The 12,338-nt window shown below is 36.5% G+C and carries 10 protein-coding genes; 9 read left to right on the plus strand and 1 reads right to left on the minus strand.

Annotated features, from left to right (window positions below; genetic code table 11):
• Positions 1 to 155: 155 nt before the first annotated feature.
• Positions 156 to 596: a helix-turn-helix domain-containing protein gene (locus tag NEOC65_RS09440; protein WP_213156342.1), complete on the minus strand. Its 441-nt coding sequence runs from the start codon at positions 594 to 596 to the stop codon at positions 156 to 158.
• 456 nt (positions 597 to 1,052) lie between these two features.
• Between NEOC65_RS09440 and NEOC65_RS09445 the strand changes: the two genes are divergently transcribed.
• The 9 genes from NEOC65_RS09445 (at position 1,053) to NEOC65_RS09485 (ending at position 11,715) form a co-directional block, all read left to right on the plus strand.
• The gene (locus NEOC65_RS09445) at positions 1,053 to 1,556 is read left to right on the plus strand and encodes a transposase (RefSeq protein WP_213156343.1); all 504 of its coding nucleotides are present in this window, start codon (positions 1,053 to 1,055) and stop codon (positions 1,554 to 1,556) included.
• 60 nt (positions 1,557 to 1,616) lie between these two features.
• Positions 1,617 to 2,132: a hypothetical protein gene (locus NEOC65_RS09450; protein ID WP_213156344.1), complete on the plus strand. Its 516-nt coding sequence runs from the start codon at positions 1,617 to 1,619 to the stop codon at positions 2,130 to 2,132.
• A 570-nt stretch (positions 2,133 to 2,702) separates the two neighbouring features.
• The gene (locus tag NEOC65_RS09455) at positions 2,703 to 4,508 is read left to right on the plus strand and encodes a hypothetical protein (protein WP_213156345.1); all 1,806 of its coding nucleotides are present in this window, start codon (positions 2,703 to 2,705) and stop codon (positions 4,506 to 4,508) included.
• 462 nt (positions 4,509 to 4,970) lie between these two features.
• Positions 4,971 to 5,849: a UDP-3-O-acyl-N-acetylglucosamine deacetylase gene (gene lpxC, locus NEOC65_RS09460; RefSeq protein WP_166156918.1), complete on the plus strand. Its 879-nt coding sequence runs from the start codon at positions 4,971 to 4,973 to the stop codon at positions 5,847 to 5,849.
• Positions 5,849 to 6,316, plus strand: a complete 468-nt coding sequence (gene fabZ / locus NEOC65_RS09465; protein WP_166156915.1) for a 3-hydroxyacyl-ACP dehydratase FabZ — start codon at positions 5,849 to 5,851, stop codon at positions 6,314 to 6,316. The genes lpxC and fabZ overlap by 1 nt, the downstream gene beginning before the upstream one ends.
• Before the next feature lie 43 nt (positions 6,317 to 6,359).
• The gene (gene lpxA / locus NEOC65_RS09470) at positions 6,360 to 7,223 is read left to right on the plus strand and encodes an acyl-ACP--UDP-N-acetylglucosamine O-acyltransferase (RefSeq protein WP_166156912.1); all 864 of its coding nucleotides are present in this window, start codon (positions 6,360 to 6,362) and stop codon (positions 7,221 to 7,223) included.
• Between the two features lie 67 nt (positions 7,224 to 7,290).
• On the plus strand, positions 7,291 to 8,238 hold the full coding sequence (gene fmt, locus NEOC65_RS09475) for a methionyl-tRNA formyltransferase (protein ID WP_166156909.1): 948 nt from the start codon (positions 7,291 to 7,293) through the stop codon (positions 8,236 to 8,238).
• A gap of 1,237 nt (positions 8,239 to 9,475) precedes the next feature.
• Positions 9,476 to 10,393 (plus strand): hypothetical protein, encoded by a 918-nt coding sequence (locus tag NEOC65_RS09480; RefSeq protein WP_166156906.1) that lies wholly within the window; start codon positions 9,476 to 9,478, stop codon positions 10,391 to 10,393.
• A gap of 56 nt (positions 10,394 to 10,449) precedes the next feature.
• On the plus strand, positions 10,450 to 11,715 hold the full coding sequence (locus NEOC65_RS09485) for a hypothetical protein (RefSeq protein ID WP_166156903.1): 1,266 nt from the start codon (positions 10,450 to 10,452) through the stop codon (positions 11,713 to 11,715).
• The last annotated feature ends 623 nt before the right edge of the window (positions 11,716 to 12,338 follow it).

Raw genomic sequence — 12,338 nt, forward strand, 5'->3', positions numbered from 1 at the left:
CCATACCTTAGTAGAGGTGCTTTGTTGTCCAAGCCGTGCTTCATCTTCAAACCAAATTTCGATGTTTTTCTTGGGAAATTGTTTGTTTAAGCTGGTGATGACTTCTGGAATTTTTTTTAAAGGCTTCTTGGTCCCTTAGGTTAGCTTTATAATGCTTAAGGACGAGGAACCAAAGGCGTATAGCGGCTGCGACGTAAGATTGTCCAAATTCCTTGCAAGGTTAAGTTTTTACCAAACTCTTTTTTTAGAATAGCTTGCAGATCAACTAGGTGGAAAACATTGATGCTTTCGTCAGGTTCAGGCCCTTTTTCTATCCTCTCTAAGAAAGCTTTTTCTTGCTCAAACGTTGAAGCTCTTTTTCTTCCTGTTATTACAGGCCTTTTATCTTTCAGGCCCTCTAAATTTTGAGCATTATACCTTCGGATCCATTTTTGAATAGCGCTTGTACAATAACCTAGCGCTTTTCCTATCTGATATGCGCTTTCTCCTTCCATCGCCATCACCACTGCTCTTATTTTACAACTGTAACTGCCATAGGCTTTCTTTTTTGCCATGGCGTTTAATTCCTCTATTGTATGATAAAAAGCTACAAACATGGTTTCCTCCTTTCCAAACCTTTTCTCTCCCTAAATTATCCTCCTTATTTGAATTTAGAAAAAGGCTGTTTGCAATTCTCAATAGCTGCTACTTACGGAGTTCGTTTAAATGGTATTATCAACTCATTAAAAATATTTTTTTGTCTATGTTTTCCTAAACACTTCCCTTTATTAAAGAATATTTAAATCAACTTGGAGTGGCTCTCAAACAAGAAAATTCCCGCAATAGCTTATCTAAAATTCAATGGTGTTGGCTGGCTTTTTGTTTGATGGGGATATTCATTACCAATTCAATCTGTTGGGCTAAATCTGAAAGGGCTCGGCTTAAAAGCTATAAGAAGATGGCTTTATCGGCCATGTTTAGACGTGCTAAGATTGTTTGGAATAGGCTGCTAATTTGTAGTGTTCTCGCCGTTCTGGGTAAACATGGCATTACAGAAGGCATTCTGGTTATCGATGATAAAAATCACTGTAGATCGAAAAATTCGGAAAAAGTTGCATTATTTACATAAAATCCGTGATAAAAAAACGAGAGGCTATTTTTGTGATCAAAATATAGTATTTCTTCAGCTAGTGACTAAAAAATTTTGCCTTCTCGTCTCTTTTGCCTTTTATTCTCCCGATCTCAAACTCACACAATGGCAACAGGAAGTGAAGAAGCTAAAAAAATTGAGTGTTGCTAAAAAAGACCGTCCAAAAGAGCCTAAAAGGTTATTAGGATATCCAAAAAAATATACACTAGCTCTGCAATTACTCAAAAATTTTGCCTGTGAATTTCCTGTTTTTAAAGTCAGTTGTGTACTTGCCGATGCTCTTTACGGAAATAGTTTGTTTGTAGATGGAATAGAGATTATTTGGCCTGGAGTGCAAATTATTACTCAACTAAGAAAGAATCAAAAAGTCATGCAGGGTGAAAAATCTCTGTCATGGCAAGAATTCTTTGCCTTCTATAAAGGCTGAAAGCAGGAAATTTTCATTCGCGGTGATAAAAAAAATGTGGTGCAAGCCGGGGGAGCAAGATTGTATGTTCTTTCTCATCACAAAAAACGATTAATAATAGTCCTTAAATATGAGGGCGAAAATGAGTATCGCTATCTTATGGCTGCAAATCTTTCATGGAATATGAAAGATGTGATGCAAGGATATACTTTAAGATGGTTAGTGGAGGTTTTTATTGAAGATTGGAGTAGTCATTGTGGGTTTTGCAGTTTGGCCAAACAGTGCGGCGTTGAGGGATCGGAGCGATCTTTGATTCTAAGCCGGCTGTTTGACCACTGCTTTCTTTTTCATTTGTCTCAAACAAATTTCATTAAGAACAAACTCCCTTTAGCAACCTTGGGGAGCCTAGTAGAAAAGTCTAGAGTGGATGCTTTGTGCCAAGTCATAAGAGAAATTGTTGAGCATGAAAATTCAAAAGAACTCTTCCGCGATTTCGAAAAGAGGCTAGATGAAATCTTTGTTTTAAAGCCTTCTCGTAAACATTTAGATGCAGTACAAGAAAATGTAACTTTTGAGTCATCAAGAAAAGTTGCCTAGCTGTCAAGAACAAAAAAGCATATCATCGAGTATTAGTGCTCCCCATAATATAAAGGTCAGCAATCGATTGAAAGAGGATTTTGCTTTCTAAAGGACCTTTTATTCATGAACTCTTCTATCTTCCTTAAGAATGAGGAAAGAATTATCGCTTTTATTATGATCATTTGTTCTGTTAGCTGGTTTATAACCTTGCTCTGGGTTATTAGCGTCAATAGTTAAAAGAATTATCTTCTTTCATCTCTAACCGATTAGGCGAGCTAGCTCAACCACTTACCATGCGTTGGATTTTCTCACTATTTGAAGGAGTATTCCTGCTGATAAGGCATAAACCTGAGGATATGTGGGAGCTAGTCCTTAATTTAAAACTTACCAGACAACATATTTTGCAGGTTTTAGGCTCTCCTTTTCAGGAATTATATGCGAAAAGAATTTAACCTATGAAACGGAGAGTAAAAAAAAATCTTAAAAAAAGATTGTTGTTTATAAAAAAAGTTTTTATTCTTGGTTATGTTCTTTGAAGTCCATTAGAGAGCTTTCAAAGAATAAAAACTCATAAAAAAGGAGATTGCCATGAATACATCAATCAAAGCTTTCATTCCCTGTAGTAATGAGGTTGTTGCCTTTGGCTTAGCAATGACAGAAAAAAAAAACCAATTTGGCGAAAATGTTGGCCAAATTGTCGCTATAGATCAAAAGGGTTTAGTCGCTCCTATTAAATTTAGAAAGCTATTGGAAAACTTAGGAATTAGTCTTTCTAATGCCACTAATTCAATTCACGAAAAAGCTTCTTTCTTAGAAGCTTTAAAAAGAAATGGATATAGGCCAAAAATTGAGGTTATGCTAAGAGACACTACATTTAAGCAGCCGCACACGACAATCTCCCATATTTATCAGTTTAAAAAAAATGTTATTAAGACGAACACTAAGTATATAAACCTGGAACAAAATATTAAGGTTTTCTCCTCTAGATTCATTTTAAGAGCCGAGGATCCTAAAAGCCAACAGACCATGAAAATTGTTCATGCTCTCTACGACAAAATTAATAAATTACTTACATATACGCCTGCAGGGGGAACACCTCTTATTGATAAGAAGGATGGCTACCTTCAAATTATCCCAAATGGCATGCCTATTAATTTAGAAAGCTATAAAAATAACCCTCCCATAAGCCCCATGTATCCAGGAGGAGATTTCAGAACAACTGAAGAGTTTGCAAGAATTGCATCTGCGAATTTTGGTCCAAACGGTAAACTCTCCATTCAAAGTATTGATAATGCATACCGTACCATAATAAATGGGGCTAACTCCTCTCAACAGCCAGATAAGCAATCCGAAGAAATTTTAAAAAAAGCTTTAAGTTATTTATATGTCGAAAGAGTAGAGAAAAATCCATTTACTGGAAAAGAGACTGTGATAAAAGAAACCTCCCCTAATTATACAGCATATACACAAGCTAGAACACGTCGCACTTCAGCATATATTGATTATCTCAATACTAAAAATCGCTACAATTTAAGCAAGCTTGAAGATCAAAGAAAATGGCAAGTTCTTTCTCTTCAATTACAACTTGCCATTGATATTGCTGAAGATGAAGTAAAGAAATATAAATTTGTAAGACAAGCTTTGGATATCCTTGAGGCTTATGGGAATGATGCTGTAACATATGTTATTAATGATTCAAAAAACATTTATACAAAAAGCGAACAGACAGGCCAAATCGATAAAATGCCGTTTCATATTTCATATGGTTTCCCTTCTAATTGGTATGAAGATGATAGTGGGTATTCTCAGTTTTCATTTACCTCTAAAGAGGCATCAGGAGAGGATACGACTAAAGATACACAATATGGTGGAGGAGGCTCGTTTCAATATGGACTTTTTTCTACTGAAGGTAGCTTCAGAAAAGAGGATAGGGAAGAGAGATCTCATATAGAAACTAGTGAGTTTAGGTTTGATTTTAAAATCGGAACAATTCCAATCTTAAGGCCTTGGATGAACACTGTACTTTTTGCTCTTAAAAACTGGAATTTAGGCGGTCAACCAGCAGGAATAATATCTGGAGGAATTTTTCCTGCTGCAGATAAGGATTCAATATCTAAAATATTACCTTATTACTCGACAGCCTTTGTCATTGCTAAGGATATTAAAATTTCTGGCAAATGGAGTGAAAGTGATTCTAAAAAAATTGAGACAGCTCTTAAAACAAATCTATCTGTAGGAATAGGCCCTTTTTCTATCAAAGGATCTTATAGCAATTCAAGTTCAAAAGACACATTTACCGCAACTGACAATAATGGAGAATTTAGTATACCTGGTGCTCAAATTATTGGGGTAACAAACACTGTTGTGCCTTTTGCTGCTCCCGATAAAGGCTAATTTTCTTTCTAATGTAAGAGCCAAGGTCATAAGACTTTGGCTCTCTAATGCATAAAACTTTCCGTGAAGCCTGCTATAAAGTGTGGAATAATAATATTTATACTTTTCTCAATGCCTTGAAGCTTCTCTACGCTGCTCTTTTCCTTCCGCAGGAAGGCATACACGAAATTCTGAGGGTTTACATTGTTGAGTTTACCATCCATTGGCTTATTAAAAACCTGAATTTTTTGCCTTTTAGACGACAATCAAGAAGTTCTTTTTCTTTGCTTTGCTATCAAATCTTAAGGTATCCTCTTGCTTTTAGATAAGGAACTCTTAGAATTACCTAGTAAATATTTTTAAATATTTTATTAGACGGAATTGTTTGTAGAAAGTAGCTTTTACTTGCTAAAAATTACAAGTTAAAGTAGAATGCCCCTGTTCCTTAATTCATTCATTTCCATTGCGTAAGAGAGCTAAATTGTGAGTGGTTTAAAACAAAACTTGATATCAAAATACCGTCAGCAGCGAACCTTAAAAGATTCTATTTCGTTCTCAGGCATTGGCATTCATACTGGAAAAGAAGTACAAATTACCTTTGTGCCTGCTCCAGATAATACTGGTATTACATTTTGTCGAGTAGATTTGCCGGATCGACCAATGATTCCAGCTTCTGTTAATTATGTCTATGAAACAAGCCGTAGTACCTCTATAGGGATTAACAATGTAGTGATTCATACCATTGAGCATGTTCTTGCCGCTGTGCGAGCCAATAATATTGATAACTTATGTATTGAGATTAAAGGAATTGAACCACCCGCTGCTAATGGAAGCTCCGATGTTTTTGTGAATATGATCGAAGAAGTCGGGATCCTTGAGCAAGGAGAACAAAAGCCTATAATTAAAATCCAAAATCCTATTCATTGGACGCAAGAAGATATATATATTATGGCTTTTCCTTATGATGGATACCGGATCAGTTATACCTTAAATTATCCACATTCTAAGCTCTTAAATTGCCAATTTTATTCGTTAGAAGTAAACAGTTACAATTTTAAGCATGAAATTGCTTCATGTCGTACCTTTGCTCTTTATAAAGAAGTGGCTTACCTATTGGATCACGGCTTAGCTAAGGGCGCTAGCTTGGATAATGCAGTAATTATTCATGAAGAAGCAGCTTTTAGTAAGGGGGGGCTTTTCTTTCCCGATGAGATGGTAAGACATAAAATTTTAGATATGATTGGAGACTTGTCTCTTGTAGGAATTGAATTTGAGGCGCACGTAATTGCTCTTAGGGCAGGTCATGCATCTAACTGCGCTTTTGCAAAAGAATTATTAAACTCTATTACGGAGTGTGCTTAATGGAAGTTCATGTAGCTGATTATCCAAAATCACTTGATATTAAACAAATAGCAGAAATCTTGCCTCACCGTTTTCCCTTTTTGCTGGTAGATCGAGTGCTTGATATTAATATAGAGCAGGGCTTAATCGTAGGACAGAAAAACCTGACTTTTAATGAAGCTTTTTTTCAAGGTCATTTTCCGGATACTCCTATTATGCCAGGTGTACTAATGATAGAAGCTTTAGCACAATTGGGTGGCATATTGATTCATATGAAGGGCTATCATGATAAGATAGCCGTGCTTTTGACTGTCAATAATGCTAAATTTCGCAATCCAGCTAAGCCAGGGGACGTTTTAATACTCAAAGTAGAAGGTATTCATCTAAGTTCCAAAGCAGGACGGATGCAAGCGACGGCTACAGTGAATGATAAAATTACTGCAGAAGCTGAAATCGGTTTTGCGCTAGTAGACAAAAGTCAGTTATAATAGGGTAGAAAGCTTTTATAAAATTATTTTGAGTAAAGAGAATATGAAAAAATCGAACATACATCCTACCGCCGTAATTGAACCAGGAGCTATTATTGGAGATAAAGTTACCATAGAGCCCTACGCGATTATTAAAGCTCATGTGAAGTTAGAAGAGGGTGTAACGATTAAGTCTCATGCTTACATTGACGGCCATACGATTATTGGCGCAGGAACCACTATTTATCCCTTTGCTAGCATAGGCACTCAAACACAGGATCTAAAGTATAAAGGTGAGACCACTTTTGTTAAGATTGGTAAAAATTGCCAAATCCGTGAGTTTGTAACAATCAATTCATCGTGTGGAGAAAATACATCGGTAGAGATAGGCGATGATTGCTTGATCATGGCTTATTGCCATATTGCCCATAATTGTATAGTAGGCAATCGAGTGATTATGAGTAACAATGCTACCCTTGCAGGCCATGTGATTGTAGAAGATTGTGCTATTATAAGCGGTTTTGTACCTGTTCATCAATTTTCCAGGATTGGTAAGTATGCAATGGTCGGAGGAATGAGCCGTATTACCCGTGATGTTCCTCCTTACACTATAGGAGCAGGCATTCCTTACAAATTTGGTGGAATCAATATTGTGGGGTTAAAAAGGCATGGTTTTTCTTTAAAGATTCGCCAAGAGCTCGGAAAAGCTTTTAAAATAGTTTACCGTTCTAAAGCATGTCTTGAAGAAGCGCTGCTCCAAATTGAAAGAGAACTTGAACCTCTTCCAGAAATTCTTCATTTTGTAGAGTTTTGCCGTTCCTCTAAGCGTGGTTTACTAGGATTGGAAGGAATCACAAATTTTGATGATGAGGTAGCTCAAGCTGAAAAAGAGGCTGAAACTGAGCTTATAGCTAAGATTGAAAGATAAACCCTTTGAGGATGGGCTGTTTTAAAAATAGCCACAAGCGTTTACAGCTTTTTTTTAAGAGGTAGGGATGAGAATTGTATATTTTGGGACTCCTCAGTTTGCAGCAGATATCCTAGAATATCTTCTCAATCATAAGATTCATATTTGTGCAGTAGTGACTAAACCCGATAAGCCTAAAGGGCGTTCAAGCGATTTAGTACCTACACCTGTCAAACGTATTGCTCAATCGCAGAATCCTCCTCTACCCGTTCATCAACCTGCCTTAGTTTCTGCCCCTGAATTTGCTGAGATTTTACAAGCCTATCATGCTGATTTATTCGTAGTCGTTGCTTATGGCGAGATTATTAAGCAACATGTTCTGGACATACCCTCTAAAGGCTGCATCAACGTTCACGCAAGCTTGCTACCAAAATATCGCGGAGCCGCTCCCATCCAACATAGTATCATCAAAGGAGAAAAAGAAACAGGTGTTACCATTATGTATATGGTAAGAAAAATGGATGCTGGGGATATTATTAAAATGGTTAAAGTCCCTATTGGTCCTAATACTACCTATGGGGAGCTAGAACGTTTACTATGCGAGGCTGGAAGCAAAACTTTGGTAGAAGTGCTTTATCAACTTGAGCAAGGTAGTGTGGAGCATATGGAGCAAGATCATTCTCAGGCAACATTCGCCCCAAAAATAGAGTTAGAGGATTGTGAGATTAACTGGGGTGCTCCAGCTAAAGCCATTCATAACCTTGTTAGAGGCGTATATCCTCACCCAGGTGCTTGGTGCTATGTAAATATAGGGAGGCAAAAAAAACGTCTGAAAATTAATTCCACCCTCTATCTAGACGATCAAGGAGGGCCCGCTGGGACCTTATTGCCTACTGATACAGAAGAGTTAATAGTTGCTTGTGGACAAGGAGCCCTTCGCATTCTTGAACTCCAGCTTGAAGGTAAGAAAGCTATGCTTGCTGAAGAGTTAATTCGCGGCCTTCCTAAGGATAAAAAGATGGATTTTAGGATTTAAAAAATTAGGAATAATTTTATTAGCTAAATTTAATCATTTAGCCCACATTATGGCATGAAGCTTTCAGAGTGAAAAAGGCATTTAAGAAGAAAAGGCTGATCATTGGGTGGCCCACAAATAACTATTAGGAAATCCTGCTAGATTTTTTAAGTTGGCTACTTTTTTAATCGATAAAAGTTAAGCTCATAGAGAAGGAGAGTCTAAAAGCTGCTTATATAAATTTGCCAACTTGGATTTACAGAGCGAGTAAGAAGAAGATCTCTTCCCTAAGGCTAAGAAATTTATCGTGATTTTTGTTCCTTCTGATAATGTTGAATTCATATTTAAAGGCTCGCTAAGCTAGTTTAGAATTTTTTCTTCGCTAAGTATGCCCGCACGTACATCCTTCAAAACTTTTGCCTAATTAAACTAAAATCTCATAGCTGTAAATTTCCTTGTTACAGCGTACGCTATGCTATCTTCTTCGCTTGCTGTGGCTAAGCTTTTTAAAGTTCCAATTGCATTTTTGCTCACACCTATTACTAAAAAATAAATAATTTTTTTAGGCGCGCTATACTCTTTTATTCCTCTATCCCTCGGCTAGCAGCTATCCTCTAGTAGCTATTTGTGAAAAGTGCTTTACTTACTATAAGTAATTTAAGCTCATCCTTTCTATTATTGCTAAAAGCGGGACCCGCTTCTTTTGCGGGCTTTTTATTCTCTGACCCTTGATCTTTCGGATAATTTTTTCTAATAAAAAGTTGTTCTTACGGTGAGGTCCCTCTATGCATGATCCTTATGCCTTTATAAACCCTATTTCTTCTTCCTGGCGCTTTGCAAGAAAAGATTTTCTTCCAATAAACGCTAATTTTATATTTTTCACTCATAGGTTTTTCCCCCTTCTAGAAATTTAATGATAAGTGCTCTTCCTCAATCTATAGCTTTATTTCTCCATGAAAACAAATTCGATAGGTAATGAGAAGGAGTTTTTAGCTTGTCTTAAGACAGGATTAAACGATGAATAATAAGGATAAATATACCTTTAAACTTTATTTAGGTAACGATCGTCATTTTTATAATTTATTAGCCATGTTTTATAGTTTTTGGTTTTAAAATACCTGCTAGTTTTTAATGTCTATTTCATTTGTTTATGCTTTAATTATTGTAGTTTTTCGCATTAAAATTTATTTTCTCTTTAGGTAAATAAACAACCTTGGTATAGTGAGGATTCTTAATAGATTTTTCATGAGAGAAAAGGATGCAAGCAATAAATAGCGCAACCTTAAACTTAACATTTTTACCTTCTCGTGACTCTTCGCTAGCAAAAGATACTTTGCTAGGGTACGAGATAAAATCTACTTGGGTTGAATTAAAGCTTTTTTTTAGCGATCTTTTTCAAGTAATTGCTCAAGTTTTTGCTGAGCGCTTATTTTTTGGAAAAGTTTTCAAATTGAGCATTCATTTGCTGACAGGATTAGCTTGTATAAGAGGTAATACTTTTCAAGGGACACGCTTATTGGGAGCTCTTAGTGCCGCTGATAGCCTACTAACCTTAGGTGATCTGGCTGTAGATGCTAATGATTTAGTTAATAAGCGATACCTTGAGATAGAGGAGAACAGTAAAAGTAAAAAGGTTTTTAACAAATGCTCTCTATTTGCAAGCATAGGTTCTTTTGTAGCTGATATAGGAGGCCTATTTCTTTGGCTGGATGAATTAGCACTCATTAACCTTTTAAAAATAAAAGCAACGGTAGGTAGAAATTTTTCTAAGTTAGCAAATTCTAACAAAAAGCTTCTTACTTACCTTACGAATTGCTTAAGAAAAATGAGTCCAATGGTTGCAAAAATCTCCTTAGTAATAGGTTTACAAGGAGTTGAGGCATTGGCAATTTTATGTCTATCTGTTAATGAATTTAAACATTTAGCTAATGTTGTGGGCAGCAAGCCAACCTACAAAATAGCTTTAAGTATAATAAATTTGGCTTCTTATATAGCTGAGATTACTCTGAAGATTTTAGCTATCACAGGACATATAACAGTGCCTGGCATAGCAGCAATGGGTTGTGCAGCAGCAGGCTGTGGATTGGCAGCTTTTCTCTTGGAAGCGATTTATAACTATCGCCTTGTAAATCTCCAGAGCAAAAGGCCAGATGCAGGCAGCTGGATAACTCCATAAGCTGGAGGTAGCATAAATAAAATGTTAATAATAAACTCTAAACAAGGAAAATAATTATGAATACATTGTCATCCACACAAGGCGTCCAGCAATCAGAGCCATACTACGGAGAAGAGGAAGATTTTATCTCAGGTCAGCTAGATGGACATACTGTTACAGTTGAGCAAGTTCCTGCTCCTCAGCATAAGCCTGCCAATAATTTAGCAGCTTCTTCTCGCAATAAAATTACTAATTGCGCTAAGAAAGTGTTTGAAAATTTTAGTAATACTGTAAGACATATTGTAGCTTTTTATGCTTATTCTTTTTCCACTTCTGAGAGTATTCAATCAGTTTGCAAGTTAGCAAAATCTTCCATTTATTTTGCTAAGTATGCTTTTAAAGCACAAACACCTGGTTTTAACAATCTCTACAATCATTTTGATGTAGTAGATACTGTTTTAGATGTGGGAGGAATTTTTGGCGATACTAAATACTGGGTCACTAAAGGCTGGCAAAAAGATTCCTCTTGGAAAGTTGCTAGCAAGGCATTTGGAAGTGTTTCTAGAGGAATTGGAACAGGGCAGTTTTTGGTAAACATGGGGCTGTTGAATTTGGCTAAAATATCAGTTCAGCTAAATAGACTTCCGTTCTTTAGGGTGCTTAGCTTACTCTCACCCCTCCGTGTAATTAAAGACACACTAGGAATTATTAGCTCTTCTTTAAGCTTGGTAGACACATCTTTAGCGCTACAGAAAAAAAATAGCGATGTAACCAGCGAAATAGAGAAGCTTAGATTGAATAAGTGGGAGATTAAAAAACGTGCGATTAAATTCTTGAGTTCAAATGAGCCAGAAAAAGCTGCTAAGTTAAAAGCAAAATTTGGAAAAGAGAAATTTGGAGAAACATCGGCAGATGCTTTAGAGCAGGAGTATTTAGGCAATCTTGACAAGAAATTCTTAAGCCTTCGTGAAAAATTGGCTAGCAAATATAATGCGCTTGCCCATTCAAGGCATGCAACTCTGTTTGATAGTATTGCTGGCAAGAAGCTGGAAGATTGCGAAGTAAGAATTATTGAAAAAGATCAGCTGGTAAGAGATTATCAGGCAAGTAAGACAAAAGATTGGCTCTCTATTGCTTTCAATGTAGTTAAAATTGCAGCGATTGCCATGGGGTTGGTAGGTTTTGCACTTACTCTCAATACACCTACGTTTTTCATTGCTTTGGGAGCTGCTTGGCTTGCTACTTCTGCTGTAGGCATGGCTCGTCTCTACTATTCATTTAGGCACGAGACATATAAAGAAGAGCAAGAAGCGAAGCTGGGATTATTTGCTCCTGCGGCTTAAAGTCTAATATATAATAGAATTTTCATCTTTAAAGAGCCCTCAGCATTAAGCTGAAGGCTCTTTTTTTTATTCGTGATTTCTTACCATGTTTCACAATAGCAGGATTTTTGGTAAGGAGCCTTAAGCATCTTAAGGATAATTCTAGGGTATGCTTTCAAATTGGTAATTTGCAATATTTTATGGCCTATAAAAAGCATATGCAGACCTAGGAAACAGAAAAAACCAGCGTGTTGCAGGCTTTTGCGTAGGTTTCTTAAGTTGATTGAAGAAGTTCTCCCCATTTTCGCATAAATTTTTTTCGGATTTTTATTTAAGCGCAGAATAGCCTAAAAGGCCTAGAGCCATGACCATTAAAAGGACCTCTCTTCTTTCTGGCATTTTTAAAAAGAAAGAAAAGACAAAGAAAGCAGGACTTTTCAAGAACCCAAATCCTTTTTCTGCTCAGTGCTCAACCTTTATATGTCTTGGACAGTTCATGAGTAGGAAAAGCAGTAGGATCCATCTTACTAGTTGCTAAGATGGAACCCACATTCCGCAAGTTAATTTCCATTAGCATATAATTTCTGAAAAGGAGGGCCTAAAACCTGCAAAATATGCCTCATATTAGGAGTTAAATTAAGGAT

Source organism: Neochlamydia sp. AcF65, assembly GCF_018342435.1.
Taxonomy (GTDB): domain Bacteria; phylum Chlamydiota; class Chlamydiia; order Chlamydiales; family Parachlamydiaceae; genus Neochlamydia.

Bases quoted from the DNA above. Each gene is read 5' to 3' on its own strand.
- NEOC65_RS09485 (WP_166156903.1), top strand. From the start codon at position 10,450: ATGAATACATTGTCATCCACACAAGGCGTCCAGCAATCAGAGCCATAC.
- fabZ (WP_166156915.1), top strand. From the start codon at position 5,849: ATGGAAGTTCATGTAGCTGATTATCCAAAATCACTTGATATTAAACAA.
- NEOC65_RS09445 (WP_213156343.1), top strand. From the start codon at position 1,053: ATGATAAAAATCACTGTAGATCGAAAAATTCGGAAAAAGTTGCATTAT.
- NEOC65_RS09480 (WP_166156906.1), top strand. From the start codon at position 9,476: ATGCAAGCAATAAATAGCGCAACCTTAAACTTAACATTTTTACCTTCT.
- NEOC65_RS09455 (WP_213156345.1), top strand. From the start codon at position 2,703: ATGAATACATCAATCAAAGCTTTCATTCCCTGTAGTAATGAGGTTGTT.
- lpxA (WP_166156912.1), top strand. From the start codon at position 6,360: ATGAAAAAATCGAACATACATCCTACCGCCGTAATTGAACCAGGAGCT.
- fmt (WP_166156909.1), top strand. From the start codon at position 7,291: ATGAGAATTGTATATTTTGGGACTCCTCAGTTTGCAGCAGATATCCTA.
- NEOC65_RS09440 (WP_213156342.1), bottom strand. From the start codon at position 596: ATGTTTGTAGCTTTTTATCATACAATAGAGGAATTAAACGCCATGGCA.